The sequence below is a fragment of the Ruegeria sp. G12 genome (assembly GCF_056533565.1).
This window is the reverse complement of record NZ_JBQFOO010000001.1, coordinates 524,456-545,335: the sequence shown is the minus strand read 5'-3', so window position 1 is coordinate 545,335 and position 20,880 is coordinate 524,456. Positions and strand designations below refer to the sequence as shown.

16 protein-coding genes and 1 pseudogene are annotated in these 20,880 nt (G+C 55.7%); 5 read left to right on the top strand and 12 right to left on the bottom strand.

Annotated elements, in window-relative coordinates; all coding sequences use genetic code 11:
• The first annotated feature begins 480 nt into the window (after positions 1 to 480).
• Positions 481 to 3,321, top strand: a complete 2,841-nt coding sequence (locus ACR0JN_RS02690) for an autotransporter outer membrane beta-barrel domain-containing protein (protein WP_480884013.1) — start codon at positions 481 to 483, stop codon at positions 3,319 to 3,321.
• A 242-nt stretch (positions 3,322 to 3,563) separates the two neighbouring features.
• Here the strand turns inward: ACR0JN_RS02690 and ACR0JN_RS02685 are convergent.
• Positions 3,564 to 3,722 (bottom strand): annotated as a pseudogene (locus tag ACR0JN_RS02685) (IS6 family transposase); the annotation flags it as partial.
• Positions 3,723 to 4,102: 380 nt separating this feature from the next.
• Here ACR0JN_RS02685 and ACR0JN_RS02680 point away from each other — a divergent pair.
• A complete protein-coding gene (locus ACR0JN_RS02680) occupies positions 4,103 to 6,739 on the top strand; it encodes an AsmA family protein (protein WP_480884011.1) in 2,637 nt (878 codons plus the stop codon).
• 124 nt (positions 6,740 to 6,863) lie between these two features.
• The gene (locus ACR0JN_RS02675) at positions 6,864 to 8,099 is read left to right on the top strand and encodes a metallophosphoesterase family protein (RefSeq protein WP_480884009.1); all 1,236 of its coding nucleotides are present in this window, start codon (positions 6,864 to 6,866) and stop codon (positions 8,097 to 8,099) included.
• A gap of 536 nt (positions 8,100 to 8,635) precedes the next feature.
• Here the strand turns inward: ACR0JN_RS02675 and ACR0JN_RS02670 are convergent.
• Entirely contained in the window at positions 8,636 to 9,274 is a 639-nt protein-coding gene (locus ACR0JN_RS02670; RefSeq protein ID WP_480884008.1) for a DsbA family protein, read from the bottom strand.
• Positions 9,275 to 9,537: 263 nt separating this feature from the next.
• Complete coding sequence (locus tag ACR0JN_RS02665) at positions 9,538 to 10,428, bottom strand: AraC family transcriptional regulator (RefSeq protein ID WP_480884006.1); 891 nt, start codon at positions 10,426 to 10,428, stop codon at positions 9,538 to 9,540.
• A 161-nt stretch (positions 10,429 to 10,589) separates the two neighbouring features.
• Between ACR0JN_RS02665 and ACR0JN_RS02660 the strand changes: the two genes are divergently transcribed.
• Positions 10,590 to 11,402: an SDR family oxidoreductase gene (locus tag ACR0JN_RS02660; protein ID WP_480884004.1), complete on the top strand. Its 813-nt coding sequence runs from the start codon at positions 10,590 to 10,592 to the stop codon at positions 11,400 to 11,402.
• A 38-nt stretch (positions 11,403 to 11,440) separates the two neighbouring features.
• Entirely contained in the window at positions 11,441 to 12,283 is an 843-nt protein-coding gene (locus ACR0JN_RS02655) for an SDR family NAD(P)-dependent oxidoreductase (protein ID WP_480884003.1), read from the top strand.
• A 502-nt stretch (positions 12,284 to 12,785) separates the two neighbouring features.
• On the opposite strand, the gene ACR0JN_RS02650 is transcribed toward ACR0JN_RS02655, so the two are convergent.
• The 9 genes from ACR0JN_RS02650 to ACR0JN_RS02610 all read right to left on the bottom strand — a co-directional run bounded on the left by ACR0JN_RS02650 (position 12,786) and on the right by ACR0JN_RS02610 (position 20,880).
• Entirely contained in the window at positions 12,786 to 13,883 is a 1,098-nt protein-coding gene (locus ACR0JN_RS02650) for a M56 family metallopeptidase (RefSeq protein WP_480884002.1), read from the bottom strand.
• A complete protein-coding gene (locus tag ACR0JN_RS02645) occupies positions 13,870 to 14,265 on the bottom strand; it encodes a BlaI/MecI/CopY family transcriptional regulator (protein ID WP_480884000.1) in 396 nt (131 codons plus the stop codon). Before ACR0JN_RS02645 ends, ACR0JN_RS02650 begins: the two co-directional genes overlap by 14 nt.
• Positions 14,266 to 14,331: 66 nt before the next feature.
• Complete coding sequence (locus ACR0JN_RS02640; RefSeq protein WP_480883998.1) at positions 14,332 to 14,733, bottom strand: DUF2160 domain-containing protein; 402 nt, start codon at positions 14,731 to 14,733, stop codon at positions 14,332 to 14,334.
• A gap of 8 nt (positions 14,734 to 14,741) precedes the next feature.
• Positions 14,742 to 15,539, bottom strand: a complete 798-nt coding sequence (locus ACR0JN_RS02635; RefSeq protein WP_480607990.1) for a carbohydrate ABC transporter permease — start codon at positions 15,537 to 15,539, stop codon at positions 14,742 to 14,744.
• Positions 15,536 to 16,399 carry a carbohydrate ABC transporter permease gene (locus tag ACR0JN_RS02630; RefSeq protein WP_480817504.1) on the bottom strand — a complete coding sequence of 288 codons (864 nt, stop codon included), beginning with the start codon at positions 16,397 to 16,399 and terminating at the stop codon, positions 15,536 to 15,538. Before ACR0JN_RS02630 ends, ACR0JN_RS02635 begins: the two co-directional genes overlap by 4 nt.
• Entirely contained in the window at positions 16,396 to 17,472 is a 1,077-nt protein-coding gene (locus ACR0JN_RS02625) for an ABC transporter ATP-binding protein (RefSeq protein ID WP_480883997.1), read from the bottom strand. Before ACR0JN_RS02625 ends, ACR0JN_RS02630 begins: the two co-directional genes overlap by 4 nt.
• Before the next feature lies 1 nt (position 17,473).
• The gene (locus tag ACR0JN_RS02620) at positions 17,474 to 18,523 is read right to left on the bottom strand and encodes an ABC transporter ATP-binding protein (protein WP_480883995.1); all 1,050 of its coding nucleotides are present in this window, start codon (positions 18,521 to 18,523) and stop codon (positions 17,474 to 17,476) included.
• Positions 18,524 to 18,604: 81 nt separating this feature from the next.
• Entirely contained in the window at positions 18,605 to 20,344 is a 1,740-nt protein-coding gene (locus ACR0JN_RS02615) for an ABC transporter substrate-binding protein (protein WP_480883993.1), read from the bottom strand.
• A gap of 266 nt (positions 20,345 to 20,610) precedes the next feature.
• Positions 20,611 to 20,880 carry a DDE-type integrase/transposase/recombinase gene (locus ACR0JN_RS02610; protein WP_480883991.1) on the bottom strand — a complete coding sequence of 90 codons (270 nt, stop codon included), beginning with the start codon at positions 20,878 to 20,880 and terminating at the stop codon, positions 20,611 to 20,613.

Genomic DNA, 20,880 nt, shown 5'->3' with positions numbered 1-20,880 from the left:
TATGCCTTTTCGGATGCTGCAGTGTAGCCCTTCTGAGCCACCATTCGTCGCAAGCTGTCTTTGGTCACTGTTGACGCAATCTGATGACAACCGTGAAAAAACCTTCGATCCGTCTTTGCACCCAAGATTTGCAAAGACCTCTGGTCACTCCATTGACTGCAATTGGCGTTGCAGTCCTGGTCACTGTTCAGGAAGAACGCGGCGGAAATACAACACTTGAAAACCCATGTGCGGCAGAAAGCTGATGATTAAAATGTTAATTTGACGACTGTCAGAGAAGGCGCAATCTCCCCAACTAGTCTTTCAATATTTTGCGCGGGTGACACGTATATGGCGATCAAGAGCAGGCAAGGTTTTGGCATCAGTTTTCCGGCAGTTTTTGGTCTGGCTAGCCTAATACAGCCGACCCAAGCAGATGCGCAGAGTGTTTGTCTGGACCATCGCGCCCCAGGTGATCCGGTTAATACGGTCCCTTGTGTGGTGCCCAGCGGAACAACTCTTGGACGTGTTGAATCCACCGGCGACGGTTCGACTATTCTGATCGAGGGGGACGTGACAGGTGGCGTTGTTAGCTTTGGGAACAATTCCGGTGTGACCAATAACGGGGGCGGTGGGTTTTTCATCGCCACGATAGGCGACGACTCGGACATCGTGAATACGAGCAGCACATTCCCGTTTCGATTTCCCGACCTGAGCACCATTGGCGCGGGCTCGGACATCACCAATTCCGGAACCGTAAACGAAATAGCGATCAACGGGGATGGCAGCACAATCAACAACTCGGGCATTTCGGGCAATGTACGGCTCGGATCTCGGGATGGCGTTCTGACGAACACCGGCAACCTCGCCAGCAATTCCTTTAATGTCATCAACATCACGGGCACGAACGCGCGGTTTATCAATCAGGGAACGGCTGGCTTCACCGTTGTCGGCGGCGATAACATCACGATCACTAATTCCGGTACGCTGTCCGAGATCATCTCGATCCCCGTGGGGCAAAACCTGCGGATCGAAAACTCTGACACGATCACCGGCGATATTGATCTGGACAACATCGGGACCGTGATCGAAAACACCGGCACAATAGGTGGGTTTGTTTCCCAGAGCCGCAGCGACTTTGTTCTGAATAACTTTGGGAATATCGGCGGCAGCGTCACCGCGTCCGGTGCCAACTCGCACGTGACAAATACTCAATCCGTTGGCAGTTTCATCACGGTGCAGGGAGACAACTCCAGCATCTTCAACTCGGGCACAGCCACGCAGTTGAACAGCCAGGGCGACGCTTCGTCAATCGAGAACGAAGGTACCGTAAACAGCATCGTCACCTTCGGGGACAACTCGTTGATCACGAATGCGGGCGTTGTAAACAGCTTCATTACGACCAGCGGCCAAAACGCAGGCGTCGTGAATTCGGGCACTGTTGCCCAGACTGTCAGCACAGGTTCGGCGAACTCCGACATCGTGAACACAGGTGTCATCAACCTGAATGTTCTGACCTTCGCGACCGGCTCGGACATCACGAATCTCAACACCATAGGCGGCAGCATCCTTGCGGCTGGAAATGACGCAGTCATAACCAATCAGGGCCTGATCGGCGCAAACCTTCGCAGCTTTAGCGACAACGCGCTGGTTATCAACTCCGGCGACGTCACCGACCAGATTGAAATCCGGGGGGTGGGGTCGCGGATTGTCAATTCCGGCAGCGCCAACGACATCCTTGTCGAGGCTCGGGCAATGGGGGCCAGCGTTCAGAACTCAGGCACAATTGCAGATGACATCTTTGTTGAGGCGGATAGTGTTTCCGTCACCAACTCTGGTACTGTGGGTGGCGCAATTGAGATGACGGCAAACAACGCCAGCATCGCCAATTCCGGCCAGGTTGCCGCGCTGGTGGCAGATGGTTCAGGTTCCACAATCACCAACGCAGGGACAGTATCGGGGCTGGTCCGGTCGGATGGGACAGGCGCGCGCTTTGCCAACACCGGGCGCGCAGGATCATTTGTTGGCGCGGGCAGCAACACGTCAATCGATAACGCAGGTCAGATTGATCTGATCGGCACGTCCGGCGACAATGTTCGCGTCGTGAATTCGGGTTCAGTTGGGTCCGGCAACGCTGGCGATGGTATCGAATTTCTTGGTGCAAATGCCTATCTGGAACTTCGCAGGGGATCGGTGATCGAGGGGCAGATTGCCTTTCAGGGCAGCGGAACGCAGACACTGTCACTCGGCGATCTTGGTGAGATAAACTATACCTTCAATGGTGCCCCGAACCAAATCGTGACCAATGGTGCCCCGTTTGTTCTGTCCGGCAACCGGCTTTCTGTGTTCAACACAACGGCGCTGTCCACGCAAGACGAACAGCTTGCCGATCTGGTCGGCGGGATTTCCTCGGTTCTGGACAGCAGGTTTCAAAGCCTCAGATCGTCCGGCGAGCCTACGGCCACACGCACGCGCCCGGTCTTCAACTTTGTCGAACCCCAAGACGGGCAATCTGTTTGGCTGGACACGTTCGGTTCATACCGTGATCAGGACGCGGATGGTCAGGTTGCCGAGAACACGCAATGGGTCGGGGGGCTTATCGCAGGTATCGACCCGGTCAATATCGCCGGATTGGAAGCGGGTTTCTTTCTCGGCGGCTCGCGCGGCGGCGTTAATGCCGATGACGTATCGCAATCTGTAGACAGCAAAAGCTTCTTTCTGGGGTCTTATGCTTCTGCCCATTGGGGCCGTTCAATTGTCGATATGTCGTTTACGCTTGGTTACTCCGACTTCGATCAGGAAAGGCAGGCGGCCAACAACACCGTCGCCGGGGGTACCGAGACCATCTCGGCAAATTTCGATGGCTGGTTTGTATCCCCTGCCGTGTCAGTCACAAAGCCAGCGCAAATAGCCGGGCATGCGATCGAAGGAAGTTTTGGTGTGCAATACGCAGGCCTGTTTCTGGACAGCTATACCGAGACCGGAACAACCTCGCCGCAAACCATCGATAGCCGCGCGGTTCACGTGGGCGTGGCCCGCCTGAAGATCGCTGCGCCGAAACAGAAGATCACTGGTGACGGGTCGATTTTGAACTACCGTGTGCAAGCTGGGCTCGACGCGCGGACGAATTTTGGTGGCGACAGCATTGATGGGGTTTTGCTTGGCCAGAACATCAGTTTCAACACCGGTGGCGACAACAATACCTTGGGTGGCTTCGTAAACGTGTCCGGAGAATACCAGACGCAAAACGGGGTGATCGTCAGCGCTGGAACAGAAGCGGTTTTTGAAGCGTCTGGTTCCTATCAGTTGTCTGGCCGGGTTGGACTTGAATTCAGGTTTTAATGGCACGGCCGAAGGATCGTTGACAGCGCGGTGCCGTCAGACGAATTCGAACCAGTCTAAGTTTGCGGCGGAAATCGCGAACCGATCCGGACTAAAGTTGACGCCGCTCGGCAAGAGCGGCGGCGCGCTTCGGCTTGACGATGCCGCAGCAAGCGAGCGATCTTTCCTGGTCGAAGTGGTTATAGACGCAGGAATGGACGACGGCGAACTTCCGACGCGAACATCGGGCCGAAACAATTCTAGTAATAGCGGACAGTTTCCTGGCTCATTTCGATGCCTCGCTCGTGCAAAAGGTCATCCACGTTTCGCAGAGATAGAGGGAACTGAACGTACGGTACCACAGTCGAACGGATGAACTCGGGACTGGTATTGAAGTCTTCGGTTGGCGACCGGATATTCAGGGATCGAGACTACGAAAGCCCCCTGCCCACCTTAACCCAAGCTCTTCTGACAAGACCTGTCAAAGACCAAGCGATCTGAGCTGCTTGCCCTCAGAGTGCCGGGGCTCGACAGGCTCGTCCTTGGTGGTTTCCTCTGGGCAAACGACCTGACGTGCCGAGCCGTCAATCACCTCGGCCGGATTGTAATCCAGCTTGATCGACTACCTTGGTCCCGTCCCCCCCATTCTTTGCCCAGTCCGGCCACGAAACGTTCAGCCATTCAATTGCGACGATTTCTAACAAAGCTCAATTTTGTTTCTTCACACAACGCAGTTCGGTACCCTCTCGGTGCAGACGTTTTCAAGGACGCAGGCGATGTGCGCCAAATGTGGTGGGATGCTATGAGGGTGATCTTGCGAAAAACAGGACGTGCAGCGTTACTCGCCGTTCTTGTTGTCGTGCTGTTTTGGTCCGTTTTGGCGTTGCCTATTTTCTCTGGGTTTAGAACCCCGATTTTGGAAAAGATGCTCTCAGAACAAATCGGCCAGACGGTGTATATTGAAGGTGATGTCAGCATCATTCTGGGCGTAACAAGCCACGTTCGCGCAACCGACGTAGAAGTGCCCAGCGAGGCCATTGAAAATGTGAATCTGGCGACCTTAAACGTCCTGGAGTTGGAATTGAACCTGCCCGCGTTGATGTCCGGTCAGATTGATATCGACAACCTGGTTATCGATGGCCTGAAAGTTCAAATGCTGACCGACACGGATGGGAATAAAAGCTGGGTCGCGAGCGATCGGCCTGAAGTCAGTACGACAGCGTTAGGAATACAGAACGAAACGGATGGTATTCTGGAGTTCCTTAGCGACAAAACAGCTGCATTCTCGTCGGTCGCGCTGATCGTCGATAACGAAACAACGGGCTTCAAGTTCGATTTCAGACTGACGGACCTGCACTTGGATCAACTGGGTGATGATGCAGGCGCAACGGTGACAAGCCATGGAACTGTAAACGGGCAGAGCTTTCAGATCAAAGGCGACTATCCACGAGGGCAACCCTTCACAACAAATGCGAATTTCGGGGCGATGAAACTTGATTTCAACGGCAACCCGATCTCAGCGGAAAATGGTGGCGGCTTCGAAGGCAGACTGACTTTGGATACCGGCGAGATCGGCGATCTATTGGACCTTCTCCGACTCGATCGCGAAATTGAAGGTCAGGCAGCTTTAGCGGCCGACATACAAAACCAAAACCCAAAGTTAAAAATCACGGATTTCAGCACGGCTTTGAACCTTTCAAACGGCCAATTGCTGACAGCGGAAGGCTCGGTCGAAGATCTGATCGGTTTTGAAGGTATCGATCTGGCAATTGACGGGCGCTTCTATCCGCAAGGGGATCCACCTGAAACGGCTACCGATCTAAAGGATTTGAAGCTCACCAACCTTTCGACCCATATCGTCGGTGCGGAAAATGCGCTGGAATTTCAGAATCTGACCCTCACAACAAATGCGTTTGACAACGAGTTGAAGCAGATCGGTCCGGTTCGTTTTGGCCGCCTGTTTCGTGCTGATAATGGGAACCTCACGCTGGAAAACATCGCGCTGCAGGCAGGACCGCAGGATCAGCCCTACTTTACGGCCAAAGGCGACATCAAAGACCTGTTGCGCCTGAAAGAGATCAACTTTGACGGCACGATGTCGATCCCGTCTTCCTTGTTTTTTCGAGACCCTAGCGCAAAGTCGCTTGGCGGCGTCGAAGGCAGCTTTTCTGTAGACGATCTTCAAGGGTTCCTCAGTCTCAACCAGTTCGATGCGCACACGGTTGATACCGAGATTTGGGAGCTGAGCACCCGGGCTAAACTCGGGAACGTCAATGACTTTGAAAACCTGTCCTTCGATTTCAATCTGGACATCAAAGACAGCGCGCAATTCCTGGTGGCCATCGGCCAGAAAGCGGTCAATACCGGACCGTTAACGGTCAGCCTGTCCTCGAACGGAAAACAAGACGACTTCTCAAGTGCACTTGCACTGGTATCCGGCAGCTCGGAGTTGAGCGCCAACCTAAAGACATCCACGGCTGGCGCCCGCGCCATAACGCAAGGCAAGATTTCCAGCCAAAGCATCGCATTGCAGGACATCAAAAACGCTGTCGCCATTGTATCGCGCGTCGCGACAAGCTTTCGCCAACCCGGCACCCGGGGCGCAAACCGCAGCGGGTCGAAAGGGAAACCTACCGACCTCATTGAGGCGGAAGATTTCCTGCTCGATCAGGACATCGATGTGTCCATTGACATCAAGAAAATCGAGGGCGAAGAGGCGATAACCAGTTTATCCAGCCACCTGAAAGCAAAGAACGGCCTTGCCCAGCTTGGGCCCGTCGAGGTCGCCTATGATGGCGGTCATTTCTCTGCCACCGCAAAAATGGACATGGTGAAGAGCCCGCAGTTGCTTTCACTTCAAGGTACGATAAAGGAATGGAATCTGGCGACGCTGTTCAAAGAGTTCGATACCAAATATTCGGCTGTCGGGCGGTTGCATGGGAATTTTGAAATTACCGGCAACAGGCGCTCGGCAGATGCCTATATTAACTCGATGAAAGGTTCGGCATCTATCGTGATGTCAGATGGCGGAATATCAACCAGTCTTCTCGAACTGTCCGGTCTTGGCATCTTTCCATGGTTGATTTCCGAAGAGTTAAGAAAAGGGTACAGCAAGATCACGTGCCTCGCCGCGCCGATCAAAATCAATGCCGGCGACGTTTCATTCAGCTCGTTTGTTGCAGAGACCCAAAAGGTACAGCTTGTCGCCCATGGCGATCTGGATTGGATAAAGGACACGATTTCAATTCAGGCTGAGGCCCGAAAACTTGGCAAGCCTTTGTCGCGGAGCGCATGGCCATTCGAAGTCGTCGGGACGCTGACGCATCCGAGAATTAAGCTTCTTCATCACAACATCTTTCAAAGGCGCGCGGATGGAGCCACAAAGTTCCCCGAACACCGAAAATCCTGCGTTCCGGATATCAACCAGCTCAGACAATAGGTGCCATCTCCGATATCATGAATTGAGTTTCTTTTGTAGCGCTTACGTCTGCAGAGTTTGATATTCGCTGGACTTACAGAGCCCCGCCCCTAAGCTTGCAGCATTTTCACAAAGAGGGGCCGGTATGTTGACGAGAACCGCTTCACTCGCTTTTGCGGCATGGGTTTGGCTGTGTTTCACGGTTTTGTCTTCCAAAGCAGACGTGCTGCATCATTGGGTCCAACTCGGATCGGATAATCAGATCATTGTAAGAGCAATTACTGCATCGCCTGACTGCCCCTTGTTGCAAATCGATGATCAGGCTGTTGCGATGAAAAAGCGAGCGATGCCACAGGACCAGTTTCCCCATTTGGTTTGCGACTACCACGGGCCAAAACTGGCTCAGAAGATAATGCTTGAAGGAAACCCACTTCCAACGCTCAATCCAGGCGTGCAGCGGATTGCCGCTATCGGGGATACCGGGTGCCGAATTCGCGGCAACAGAGTACAGAATTGCAATGATCCAGCCGCCTGGCCGTTGAATTCCATCCTCGAGGAGATCGCGTCGAGATCGCCAGATCTGGTTATCCATGTTGGTGACTACGTTTATCGGGCATCGGAATGCCCGGACGCAGAAAAATGCGGCGGGTCTCCTTTTGGCGACACCTTCAAATCCTGGTCGGCAGACTGGCTGGACCCGGCGGACAGTCTGTTCCGGCGCGTCCCCTTTCTTTTCCTGAGGGGCAATCACGAGAACTGTGGACGCGGCGACAATGGGTGGTTCCGGTATTTCGAATCCGGGCCCGTTCCCTCGAGTTGTCCCGCTGTAACCTTGCCGTGGATAGCTTCCGTAGATGGTCTTGATCTGATTTCATTCGACTCCTCCGCCGGACCGGCACCGCATAGCAGCCCCAAGTTGACAAACGTTTACCGAGGAATGGCCCAAGACCTGTTTGAAACAATTAGCGGCGACGCTTGGTTTCTCACGCACCGTCCGCTTTGGGTAAACATGCACGCGTTCGGAGAGCTGATTGATGGTGACGACACGCAGCGAGCGGCGTTCAGCGGGATCATTCCGGAAACAGTCAACCTTGTTTTGTCAGGCCACATTCACGCCTTTCAGGCGATCGATTTACTGGACGGGCCAGTCCAGGGGATAAGCGGCAATGGAGGAACCCAGCTTGATCCCATGCCCACCGATCTTGCTACCAACGTTGAAGTTGCTGGTAGCCTGGCAAGCACCGTCGTAAACAATAGCGATTTCGGCTTCTTGATGTTGACACTGGAAACAAATGGCAGCTGGTCGATGGACGCAGTAGATGCGGAAGGAAAAACCCGAAATCGATGCCGTCTTGTTGAGCGCACCCTTTCCTGCGAGTGAAAAAATACTGAGTAAGGCTCAAAAGCCCTCGTAATCTACTTTGGATGCTTCGGTACTTCGACTTGTATCATTGTGGTCAGCGCGGTTCCCACCACGTCAAACTGCGACACGTCCAGCTCCGATAGCACCATGTCCAAAACTCACCACAACAAGCCTTTGTGATCGCTAAAGAAAGTGTGTATGCTCCTAGGGACAAAGTTAACAACTCGCATTTCTCCGCCCGTTCGCGAAGCTAGAAGAGCAGTGTCAGCCAGCCGACATTCTCTGTAGAAACCGCCGTTGCCCGTCTGAACCGCGCACTACGTTTGGGACGAACCCTTCGGCCTCTTAGTATCGGATAGTATCAACTTTGAGCCCAGACCGGGCGGCGGCTTCAGAGATGCGCATGACGAAAAACCTCCCACAGACCGGCAGATACCGGCCTTGAGTAGCTCCAGGTCAAGAAGAAATCCGAGAAAAAAGTCCCGGTCCAAAGCTGAACTTTAAACGGGCAATAGTACACTGCAGTCCGCAGTTGGGACATTAGCTGGGTTCTCTCAATCCACCGCCGGATTGGTCCACGTTGATGGCGCGAATGGCTGCGAAAGCGCGCGTTCGACCAGTTCAAGGTGATCCTGTCCATAAAACGGATCACCATCGACAAGATATGTTGGTGATCCAAAAACGTTTTGCTCTCTTGCCCAGGCCGAATTTGCATGCAGCTTATTTTGAATCGAACCGGACGCGGCCAGTTCCAGCAAGCTTTCCGCATCATGCCCCAGGTTTGTTGCTATCCCTTCAAGCGTCGGGCGGGATGACAGGTCGGCATCGTCGCGCCAATGTGCTTCAAGTAGACTATGCGCCATGCTGTCTGCTTCCGGGCCCCTATCCCCAAGAGCGAGGATCATGCCAGAAGCCAGGCTGTAGTCTGCATCATGATAGGTCGGTCGAAATTTTACCACCGGAACACCTCGGTACTCTGCCCACCGCTCGATCTCACGGCCAAAAAAATAGTCTACATGTGCCTGTGTTCGCGCCGCAAATGGAAGACTTCCTTGTGCTTCAACTACAGGGGACAACAAAACAGGTTTATGGATCAGGGTGACGTGATGCCTAGAGCAAATGTCACTCAATTTCCTAGAGCCCAGATACGCGAAGGCAGAGTGTGCCGAGTAGATGTATTCAATGACAGACATCTTTCTATCATGAGGGCTCTTCTGCGAGATTTCTAGAGCGCCACAGCCCATACCGATCAATGACCATCGGCAACCGATTCTGAGACACGCCCTCCGAAGCTGCCGTTCGCGGCGAGCGCGAAACCATCGGCTGACTGAAGTCACGCAATGCGGACAAAGAACCACTTCCGCTGTTGCACAAACGGTCGCTTCTAGAAAATTGATTGCGTCGAAACCCTTGGCTCGTGACAGGACTATCTCGTTTGAGCTTTATCCGTGCAGCCCTATTGGACAGACCCGGAAACGCGGTCCTGCCTCGGGGAACGTCCGAATTTGCGGGCATATTCTCTTGAGAACTGAGCCGGGCTTTCATAGCCGACCCCATAAGCAATCTCTGAGATCTTCGAGCCGGTGGACTGAAGCTCATTCCGGGCCTGAAGCAAGCGCAGGTCTTTCTGGTATTGCAGCGGCGAGGTTCCCGTGACGGCCTTGAACTGTTCAAAAAAGGCCGAACTGCTCATACCCACGCGTCCGGCAAGCTCTCCGACGACAAGAGGGTTAGCCAGATCGGACCGGATTTCGTGCGTTGCCGCGAAAATCCGGCTGGCCGTGTTTTCGTGCCACACCAGTTTTTGCAGCGTGCCGCCATGTTGTCCGATCAGCAGGCGGGCATGGATTTCCCGCGCGGTGATCGGCGCCAGCATGTGGCGCGTTTCTGCGGCGTCACACTGCTGAAAATACCGCAACAGGGCGCTTTTCATGTCATCATCGGTGTCGGCGAGGCAGATCGAAAATGGATCCGACGAGCGATGGGTGGATGACTGCGGCAGGGACGCGGCAAGGGCGCGCAAGATATCCAGATCAAGGGGGAGCACGAGCGCGACATAGGGGCGTTCGGGGGTGGCCTCGGTAATCCTTGAGACAACCGGCAGCGCATTGCTGACGATCAGCGACTGCCCGGCCCGCACGGTGAGTGTTCTGGTACTGGTCCCGACCTCTTTGGCACCTTGCAGGACCGCGCATAACAGCGGACGGTAGACATTTGCGTCGTGTTGGGTAGTCGACGGGTGGGTCAGAAAAACCGCCCCGCTTTCCTTATGTGTCAGCGCACCTTGCGCGATGCCTGCTTGGTCAAGCAGCGCCAGAACATGGTCCAATAGTGTCTGAGGTTCCATGACTGCCTCCTGTCGTCGCCCTCATAGCTAGCACGGAAGCAACGAACGCTATTACTGAAAATTCTCATTTCTGGAGGATTAAGCAAGAAAAGCGGAAAATATTGAAAGATACATCGCCTTTAGATGGATATTGTGTGTTTATAAACTTGCGGAGCAATAACATGAAAACCATTCTGATCACAGGGGCCTCATCCGGCATTGGCGCGGCAACGGCCCGACATTTTCAAGCGAATGGTTGGAATGTCATTGCCACCATGCGCAACCCCGCGGGCAGCGCGGATCTTGGGGCTTTGGACAATGTGCATCTGACCCAACTGGATGTGACGGATGCGGGTTCAATTGCAACAGCCGTGGGCGCTGGCATCGAACGGTTCGGGCAAATTGATGTGCTGCTGAACAATGCGGGCTACGGCGCTTATGGCGCGCTAGAGGCCTTTTCGATGGATCGCATCCGGCGTCAGTTTGACACCAACGTGCTTGGGTTGATGGAGGTGACCAAAGCGGTTCTGCCTCATTTCCGTCAGAACCGGTCGGGCACGGTCATCAATATCTCGTCCATCGGAGGACAGATCACCTTTCCACTTGGCACGCTCTATCATGGCACCAAGTTCGCGGTAGAGGGGCTTTCTGAGGCGTTGCACTACGAATTGGAACCCCTTGGTATTCGCGTCCGTATTGTCCAACCGGGCATGATACGGACCAACTTTGGCGGCAGCTCTTTCGATTTCGCGATGGATGAGAACCTGCCGGATTACGCGCCAACGGCCGAAGCCATGGAGCGCCTGTTTGGCAAGCTGGCGGCGACCCCTTCTGAACCCGAAACGGTCGCTCAGGTCATTTGGGATGCGGCGAACGAGACCGGCAACCGCCTGCGTTTTCGCGCAGGTCCTGATGCTGAAGAACTGCTGAACGCGCGCAAACAACAGGATGACGAGACGTTCATCGGTGGCCTCAAGCAAAAAATGGCACCCTGAGGGGCGGCTTAGCCCTTCATAGAAAACGAGGATGATCGATGTACCGCAAAGCAATCGATAAAGGTGGTCTGGCCGTTGTAACCGGGGCCGCAAACGGTGTCGGCAAGGCCGCGGCCCAACGATTTATTCAAGACGGTCTGGGGGTTGTACTGGTCGATCTGGCTGGTGAGGCCTTGGACAGGGCCGAGGCGGACTTGCGCGATCAGGCCGGGGCGTCCGCAATTGTTCAGCCGGTTCCGACGGATGTTACTGACGCCAAAGCTGTGAATGCCTTGGCGGATCAAGTCTTTGCTCTCGGCGAGGTGGCTGTCCTGATGAACAACGCCGGTATCGCGGTGCCGTCCGGCAGTTGGGAAAACGCGGAAAACTGGCGAAAACTGTTAGAGGTCAATCTGTTTGGCGTCATGAACGGCGTACACGCTTTCCTGCCGCGTATGATCAAAGCAGAGCGCCCGGCTGCGGTGATCAACACCGGGTCAAAACAGGGCATCACCACACCGCCCGGAAACCCCGCCTATAACACTAGCAAAGCCGCCGTGAAGGTCATGACAGAAATGCTGGCGCATGATTTGCGACAGGCCGAAACGGATATTACCGCCCATCTGTTCGTGCCGGGATTTACCTATACGGGTATGATTGAAAAGTTCATGCCGGAAAAACCCGCAGCCGCTTGGACAAGCGAAGAGGCAGTTGACTATCTGCTGAAGCGCATGTCGGACGGGGATTTCTATATACTTTGCCCGGACAATGATGTCTCCGAAGAGCGCGACCGCAAACGGATTGAATGGGCCGTGGGCGATATTATCAATAATCGCCCGGCTCTTTCACGATGGCATCCCGACTATGCCGATGCCTTCGCGTCGCACGAGGCCTTGGAATAGTCGAAGCAAACAAGAGATCGTCAAAAAGCACCGAGCGTGCTGATGGATGGAGGGAGAAAGACTGTTGTGCATCCAACAGGGCTCATTTGAAACTGATCGGACGAAACCGGGTGCTGTGCCCGAACCTTAACAATCGGACCTTCGTACGAAGCGCAGTATCAAATACTTTGGGCTGTCTAGCACAATCGGTGCAAAAGCAGCAGCTAAATCTGTGTCCTTAGATCGTATTCCGAGGACGGCTCCAGGCGGACCTTCATGTGTATGTGGCGATGTTGCGTTGCAGCCGGTAGAAATGGGTTTGGTCCACGATCGCACAATCCTCGAGCAATCAAATTCGAGCACAGAGACAGTCGCGTGACAGCTGCTGACGACGTTTTTGGCAGTAGTCCATATGGCGTCTACGACGACCAGCAGCTTCTCAGCGCTGAATCTGTGATCAAACGCGCTTGCATAAAACGTCAGCCCACTTCTCTAACCTAAGGCTAACACTCACTGCAGCCTATCAATTCCCCTGATTGCGCGCTTCCAGCCGTTCCAGATTTACAACGGTGGAAAGCATCAGGCGATCGTGGCTCCAATCCTGGGTCTGACGCACGGACGCCGAACCGACGGCAAGCACGGTTGCCAGAGACAGGGTCAGTCCAAGGAAAACAGCAGGCAATTGTGCGGTTGCCGCTGGTCCTTCGGTCAGGGCAATCACGCGCTGGCGCAAGGCATGCTTTGCTTTTGGTCCGTTCACCAAAGCGACGTGAAGAATGCGCGGGCTTTGCAGCTTAACCGAGCGCGTGCAGTAGTCCAGCAAACAGGCCGTATAGTCCGTTGTATCAATCCCTTTGCGCGAGACGACAGATTGATCGCAGGCCAATTCGCGAAGCCGATCAAACTGATGCTTCATTGCCAGATAAGCCGGGTTCCAGAAGAGTAGCGGGCGCAGAAGCTCGAAACCCAGTTCCCACTCCACGTCCAGCGCGCGGATATGCTGGAATTCATGCGCCAATGCAAAGCGCAGGTCACGCGGCGTATTCAGCAAATGGCTTGGCAGCACCACATGACGACGGCGCAGGCCCCGCACTGCGAATGGCACTGTAATACGGTCCGACAAACGAATGTCCACCTTGGCGGACTGCCGCCACAGAAAGCTGGTCTTTACTGACTTACGAATTGCCAGAGCGTTGCGCACGACCCGAATTGCCAGGACCGCCGACACCATCGCAATCGCCACCAACACACAAGTTACAACCACATAGGTTCCGGAAAGAACGTGATCCAACCAGCGTCCGCGTGTATTCAGAAGAGCTTCGAACTGCGCAGCCGGCATGGCAATGTCGCCGCGCAGATAGGCCGCTACCGCAATATCCCCAAGCGCGACAACGCGCCCCGGCCATATCAGACCGACAACAGCCGAGACACTCATGGCCAGAACCGGGCTCACAATAACACAGATGCACAGTGCTTTCAGGGAACGAAGCTGAGCGACAAAGCTATGGCGCAACGAAGTACGCGCCAAGGTCGCACGGGCCGCCAGCCAGATGAGCGCTGCCAATCCAAGCACAACATTGAACTCGAGAAACGCGTCGAGAACCGGTTTAACCGCTGTCATTTTGCAGTCTCCTCTCTACCAGTGCTCGAATTTCCTCCAGATCATTTTCCGTCAGCCCCGCATCGTCGACCAGCCTTGCGACCAGTGTCGCGGGAGTGTCGTCGAACAAGGTCCGGGAGAGATTTTGCAATGAACGCGACTGGTACCTGTCCTTTTCCAGCAGCGGTCTGTAGATCAGCGACTTGCCATTCTTTTTACTTTCAACGAACCCTTTTTCGTCAAGGATACGCAGAATGGTCGCGCCTGATGTGTACGCCAGATTGCGTTCAGGCGGCAGGCGATCAAGGACATCCCGGACCGAACCCTGACCAAGCGCCCAAAGCTCGTTCATGAACTCCAGTTCCACTTCGGTCAGAAGGTTTGTCGTCTTTTTCTTTCGCATCGATCTTGGTGTCGTCATTTTTTAGTATGCCTGACAGACAAGCATCCTTTCGCTGTTTCGCAAAGCTTAAACTTTCCAGAAGACGAAGACGCCCCAGCCGATGGAAAGGAAAAGAGGTGTCCAGACCGGCTGGCCCACCAGCCCGAGCCAGGCCAGGAAGATATAGGCCGATCCCAGCAGAGTGATGAACAACCGATCCCCCAGCGTGGTGGTCAGGCCAAGCACACCGCGCCGTTCAAGGCCGTCGCGGAACTTGAACCCTTCCAGCACGCCGATCAGAGCGATGGCCGAGAAGATACCCACGAATACCGCCAGCGTTGCCGGGGTCCACGCCATCCAGAAATCGGGCCACAGAGGGGCAGTCCACGAGAACCCCTTTTCCTCTTGTTGGCCGACACTGCCCCATCCGGCCTGTTGGGCAGAAGCCATCGACGGCAACAAGGTAAGAGTGAGAAAAAGTTTACGCATATCGAACCTCACACACGTCCCATCGCGAAACCGCGCGCGATGTAGTTGCGGACAAACCAGATGACGATGGCACCGGGGATGATGGTCAGGGTTCCGGCGGCTGCCAGAAGGCCCAGCTCATACCCCGCGCTGGATGCAGTGCGGGTCATCACGGCGGCGATGGGTTTGGCCTCAACCGCAGTGAGCGTCTTGGCCAACAGCATTTCGACCCACGAGAACATGAAGCAAAAGAAGGCCGCCACGCCCACGCCCGCTTTGATGTTGGGCAGGAAGATCGTCACGAAGAAGCGCGGGAAGGAATAGCCGTCGACATAGGCAGTTTCGTCCAGTTCCTTTGGGATACCGCGCATGAAACCTTCCAGAATCCACACTGCCAGCGGCACATTGAACAAGGTATGCGCCAGCGCCACTGCCAGATGCGTGTCGAACAGGCCAATCGAGGAATAGAGCTGGAAGAAGGGAAGGGCAAACACCGCAGCCGGAGCCATCCGGTTGGTCAACAGCCAGAAGAACAACTGTTTGTCGCCCAGAAACCGATAGCGCGAGAACGCATAGGCCGCGGGCAGCGCCACACAGACCGACAGCACCGTGTTCAGTGTCACGTAGGTAATCGAATTGATATAGCCCCAATACCACGTCGGGTCCGTGAAGATGGTGATATAATTCTCCAGCGTGAAGGTCTGGGGGAACAGGGAAAAGCCCGACAGGATCTCGTTCGTGGTCTTGAAGGACATCGCCACCAGCCAGTAGATCGGCAGCATCAGGAACGCGATATAGAGGATCGGGATGAGGGATCGCTTCTTCATTGCGCGTCATCCTTTGTCATCAGAGTGTAGAAGACCCACGACACAAGCAGCGTGATGGCGAAATAGATCAGGCTCATCGCGGCTGCAGGGCCAAGGTCGAACTGTCCCAGCGCGATCTTCACAAGATCGATCGACAGCAGGGTGGTCGAATTGCCGGGACCGCCGCCGGTCAGAACGAAGGGCTCGGTATAGATGTTGAAACTGTCCATGAACCGCAGCAGAACGGCGATGGTCAGGACGGTCTTCATCTTGGGCAACTGGATGTAACGGAATACCGACCAAGGGCTGGCTCCGTCGATCTTGGCCGCTTGGTAGTAGGCATCCGGGATCGATACGAGGCCCGCATAGCACAGCAGCACAACCAACGACGTCCAGTGCCAGACATCCATCACGACGATGGTGATCCACGCCGACAGCGGCTGTTGGGTCATGTCGTAGTTGATGCCCAGAACGTCATTCAGGAAATATCCCATCAGGCCGATTTTCGGCAGGGTGAAGATGTTCCACATCGAGCCGACCACGTTCCAAGGGATCAGCATCGGCAGGGCCATCAGCACCAGACAGACCGGCACCCAGAAGCCTTTGCGGGGCATGGACAGGGCAACGATGATGCCCAGCGGCACCTCGATCAGCAGGATCAGGAAGGTAAACAGGAACTGCCTACCGAGGGCTGCTTGGAACCGGTCCGAGCGCAGGATTTGTTCGAACCAGCCCAACCCTTCCCAGAAGAACTGGTTGTTGCCAAAGGTTTCCTGCACCGAGTAGTTGACCACCGTCATCATCGGCACAAGCGCGTTGAAGGCAACTAGTGCCAGCACGGGCAGCACAAAGAACCAGGCTTTTTGGTTTTCGGTTCTCATTGCGCCCGCTCCTCGGTTGCGATCCAGCCGTCACGATAGACGCGGGATTGTTCTTGTTTGAATTGCAGGAAGACTTGTGATCCGGGTTCGGGCACGCGGTGTTCGGTAACGGCCTTCAGGGCGGTGTTGCCAACCATGGCGCTGACCACAAAGTGGCGGCCAATGTCCGACACTTTGGTCACATGCGCCGGGATGCCGGTGTCGCCAAAGCCCACATATTCGGGTCGGATGCCCAGATCGGTGCGACCCCCGTCGCCGTGGGTCGGGCCTTCCAGCATGACCTCGTGGCCTTCGAACAGGGCGCGGTCGCCTTTGGCCTCGCAGGGCAGAACGTTCATGCCGGGCGAGCCGATGAAGTGGCCGACAAATGTGTGCTGAGGGCGTTCAAAAAGTTCAACCGGTGTGCCGATCTGAACGACCTCACCTTCCTGCATCACCACAACCTCATCGGCGAAGGTCAACGCCTCGGTCTGGTCATGGGTCACGTAGATCATCGTGGCTTTAACGCGCTGATGCAGCTCTTTCAGCTTGGACCGCAGTTTCCATTTCAGATGCGGATCGATCACGGTCAGCGGTTCGTCGAACATCACCGCGTTCACGTCATCACGAACCAGACCGCGCCCCATCGAGATCTTCTGTTTGTTATCCGGGCTGAGGCCGCTGGCGCGGGTGTTCAGCATATCCGTAACGTCCAGCATCTCGGCGATCTCATCGACGCGGCGCTTGATCGTTGCCGGGTCAACGCCCCGGTTCTTCAGCGGAAACGCCAGGTTTTCGCCCACGGTCATCGTGTCGTAGATCACCGGGAACTGAAATACCTGAGCGATATTGCGTTGATCAGGTGGCAGAGCGGTCACGTCCTGACCGTCGAACAGAATCTGTCCTTCGGATGGAGTCAGCAGGCCTGAAATGATGTTCAACAACGTGGACTTGCCGCAGCCCGAAGGCCCCAGCAGCGCATAAGCACCGCCGTCGCGCCACGTCACGTCCACTTCTTTCAAGGCGTAATCCTGCGGACCTTTCGGCGTGGGGAAATAGCTGTGTCGCAGGTTTGAAAGCTTGATCTGTGCCATGTCAGGCCACCCTTTGGCCATCTTGGCCGAAATACCGGCAATGCGCCGGGTTCATGAAGAAACTGTGATCCTCGCCCACCTGATAGGGATGCACGCCAGCGGCCAGAGACACCCAATCATCCGCCCCGTGCCGGAAATGGGCGCTGGAATCTGAGCCCGACAGCTCGGTCACGATCACCCGCCCGGTCAGTTCCACGTCAGCATCGGATGTGCGGAACGGTGTCACCCGGTGGGGGCGCACGGCGACCATGTAATCTCCGTCAGCCATGTTCGAGACGGCCCAGCCGCCGCCGCCCGCAAGCTGCGCCTGCGCGCCGGATACCGTGATGCGTGCCACATTGATCGGCGGGTCCGAGAACACCCGGGCGGCAGCGATGTTTTCCGGGTTACGATAGATGTCTGCGGTGGGGCCGAACTGCGTGACCTGGCCATCGTCCATCAACGCGGTGTAACCGCCCAGCAGCAGCGCCTCTTCGGGTTCCGAGGTGGCGTAGACCACGACCGCACCGCGCCCGGCGAACAGATCGGGCAGCTGTTCGCGCAATTCCTCGCGCAGCTTGTAATCGAGGTTCGCCAGCGGTTCATCCAGAAACACCGCACGGCTTTCCTTGGCAATCGCTCGGGCCAGTGCAGTGCGTTGCTGTTGCCCACCCGACAGCTCATGCGGGCGGCGGTTTAGCATCGGGCGCAATTGCAGCAGGTCGGCAGCCTCTTCAACGCGGCCTTCGATCTCGGACTGCGCCATGCCTGCCACGCGCAGGGGCGAGGCGATGTTGTCGAAAACACTCATATGCGGGTAGTTCACGAAGAACTGGTGCACCAGACTGATCTGCCGTTTCTGCGTGTTCAGTCGCGTGACGTCCTGCCCATCCATGAAGACCTTGCCCGAGGCGATCGGGTCCAGCCCGGCCATCATCTTGATCAGAGAGGTCTTGCCCGATCCCGTTGCGCCCAGCAGCACGTTGAAATGGCCGGTCTGCAGCGTCAGGTTGGTGGGCTTGATATGGATGACATTGCCAACCCGTTTGGTGGCATCTTGAAGTTCGATCATGTCCGTGGATTCCGGTCCTTCAGTGCCGCGCACTGGTCGTAGGGTGGGGATGCCGCGCACGGCACCCCCGGTTGCTAGGGCTTACTGAGACTGCCAGCGCTTGACCAGTTCGTCATAGTTGACGGTCTGGCCTTGCGGCTTTTCGTTCTCCAGCTTGGCCTTGGGCGAGCCCGGTTTTTCCAGCCAGAAGGCGGCATCCTGCGGCTCATTCAGGCGCGGGCCACAGCCGCCATAGACGTTGGCGGCCTCGTCCGCGGCCTGCATCCGGGCCATGGTGATGTCCATCTCTTCTGCCAGACGGTCCATCGCCTCTTGCGGTGTGAACGCGCCCGAGTTCACGTCACCGATCTGCTGCCACCAGATTTGGGCCAGCTTCGGATAGTCAGGCACGTTAATGCCGGTTGGCGACCATGCCACGCGGTCAGGCGAGCGGTAGAACTCGACCAGACCACCCAGCTTGGGTGCGCGTTCGGTGAACGACTCGTGGTTGACCGAGCTGTCGCGGATGAAGGTCAGACCCACATGGGACTTCTTCACGTCAACAGTCTTGGACGTCACGAACTGAGCATAGAGCCAAGCCGCCTGAGCACGATCCGCAGGGGTCGATTTCAGGAAGGTCCACGACCCCACGTCCTGATAGCCAACCTTCTGGCCTTCTTCCCAGTAGGGGCCATGCGGGCTGGGCGCCATCCGCCACAGCGGCGTGCCTTCGTCATCCACGGTGTTGTTGCCTTCGGATTTCGGCTTCACCATGTCAGCAGTAAAGGCGGTGTACCAGAAGATCTGCTGGGCCACGTTGCCCTGGCTGAGCGCTGGCAGCGACTGGTAGAAGTCATAGGACGCCGCACCCGGAGGCGCATAAGCCCGCAGCCATTCATCCCACTTGCGGATCGCATAGACCGCAGCCGGGCCGTTTGCAGCACCCCCGCGCGAGACGGACGCCCCAACCGGGTTACAGGTGCCCGCTTCCATGCGGATGCCCCATTCGTCGACCGGAACACCGTTCGGCTCACCTACGTCACCGGCACCGGCCATCGACAGCCACGCATCGGTCATACGCCAGCCCAGGTCAGGCGCACGCTTGCCGTAGTCCATATGGCCGTAGATCGTCACACCATCGACTTCTTTCACATCGTTGGTGAAGAACTCAGCGATGTCTTCATAGGCCGACCAGTTGACCGGAACGCCAAGGTCATAGCCGTATTTCTCTTTGAATGCGGCTTTGTTGTCCTCATCATCGAACCAGTCCTTGCGGAACCAATAGAGGTTCGCGAACTGCTGGTCGGGCAACTGATACAGCTTGCCGTCGGGTCCGGTGGTGAACTGAATGCCCATGAAGTCATCCAGATCCAGCGTCGGCGAAGTCGTCGCCGCCCAGTCGCCTTCCATCATGTCGGTCAACGGATAGGCCAGTTGCAGGCGCGAATGCGTGCCGATCAGATCGCTGTCATTGACATAACCGTCATACAGGTTCCGGCCAGTCTGTAGCTGGGTCTGAACGGCCTGAACCACTTCGCCCTCGCCGAGGATCTGGTGGTTGACTTTTATTCCGGTGATTTCCTCGAACGCCTTGGTCAGAACCTCGGATTCGTAGGAGTGCGTCGGAATGCCCTCGGACAGGACGTTGATTTCCATGCCCGAGTAAGGTTGAGCGGCCTCGATGAACCACTTCATCTCGGACAGCTGTTCATCCTTCGTCAGTGTCGATGGCTGGAACTCGTCGTCGATCCAACGTTGTGCTGCGGCTTCGTCGGCCCAAGCAGAACCATGGCCCGCAATAACGGCAGCTGCCGCCACTGCGGATAGTAGATGTCTGCGCATCTGTCTCCTCCCAAAGATTATGTGATCCGGTGCAGACCGGATGACGATTAGCATCAGCGATTTTTCGCGCCGCTGTCAAACTAAAATTTTAGTAATAGAGAGGTTCCTTTTTAAACATCTGATAAAATTTACTTTTTTGAAGCTGAAGTTGTTAGCAATTGAAGCATTTTCCGATCAGCAATTGCCCGCATATGTCGAAACCACCGCAAGAAGGTGCTGTCAGACGAATTCTGAACCAGTCTCAGTTTGCCGCGGAAACCGTTAACCTAACCGGAACAAAGTTGACGCCACTCAGCGAGAGCGGCGGTGCGTGTCAGTTTGAAGATGCCTCGGCTGGCTAGCGATCTTTCCTGGTTGAAGTGATTGTTGACAGAGGTATGGACGGAGGCGAATTTCTGCAAACTTCGCATGCGCCTAAAACGCTGCACCGCGCGTTCGCGTCGTCGAAACGGCAGGTGCGAATTCTCGACGCGGTTGTTGAGCCACCTGCCGGTTTTCTGTTTTTTGACGGCACCAATTTCTAGGTTTTCCAACAT

Coding starts and splice junctions, on each gene's coding strand:
- ACR0JN_RS02660 (WP_480884004.1), top strand. CDS start 10,590: ATGAAAACCATTCTGATCACAGGGGCCTCATCCGGCATTGGCGCGGCA.
- ACR0JN_RS02625 (WP_480883997.1), bottom strand. CDS start 17,472: ATGGCACAGATCAAGCTTTCAAACCTGCGACACAGCTATTTCCCCACG.
- ACR0JN_RS02675 (WP_480884009.1), top strand. CDS start 6,864: ATGTTGACGAGAACCGCTTCACTCGCTTTTGCGGCATGGGTTTGGCTG.
- ACR0JN_RS02655 (WP_480884003.1), top strand. CDS start 11,441: ATGTACCGCAAAGCAATCGATAAAGGTGGTCTGGCCGTTGTAACCGGG.
- ACR0JN_RS02645 (WP_480884000.1), bottom strand. CDS start 14,265: ATGCGAAAGAAAAAGACGACAAACCTTCTGACCGAAGTGGAACTGGAG.
- ACR0JN_RS02630 (WP_480817504.1), bottom strand. CDS start 16,399: ATGAGAACCGAAAACCAAAAAGCCTGGTTCTTTGTGCTGCCCGTGCTG.
- ACR0JN_RS02665 (WP_480884006.1), bottom strand. CDS start 10,428: ATGGAACCTCAGACACTATTGGACCATGTTCTGGCGCTGCTTGACCAA.
- ACR0JN_RS02670 (WP_480884008.1), bottom strand. CDS start 9,274: ATGTCTGTCATTGAATACATCTACTCGGCACACTCTGCCTTCGCGTAT.
- ACR0JN_RS02680 (WP_480884011.1), top strand. CDS start 4,103: ATGAGGGTGATCTTGCGAAAAACAGGACGTGCAGCGTTACTCGCCGTT.
- ACR0JN_RS02620 (WP_480883995.1), bottom strand. CDS start 18,523: ATGATCGAACTTCAAGATGCCACCAAACGGGTTGGCAATGTCATCCAT.
- ACR0JN_RS02650 (WP_480884002.1), bottom strand. CDS start 13,883: ATGACAGCGGTTAAACCGGTTCTCGACGCGTTTCTCGAGTTCAATGTT.
- ACR0JN_RS02610 (WP_480883991.1), bottom strand. CDS start 20,880: ATGTTGGAAAACCTAGAAATTGGTGCCGTCAAAAAACAGAAAACCGGC.
- ACR0JN_RS02640 (WP_480883998.1), bottom strand. CDS start 14,733: ATGCGTAAACTTTTTCTCACTCTTACCTTGTTGCCGTCGATGGCTTCT.
- ACR0JN_RS02615 (WP_480883993.1), bottom strand. CDS start 20,344: ATGCGCAGACATCTACTATCCGCAGTGGCGGCAGCTGCCGTTATTGCG.
- ACR0JN_RS02635 (WP_480607990.1), bottom strand. CDS start 15,539: ATGAAGAAGCGATCCCTCATCCCGATCCTCTATATCGCGTTCCTGATG.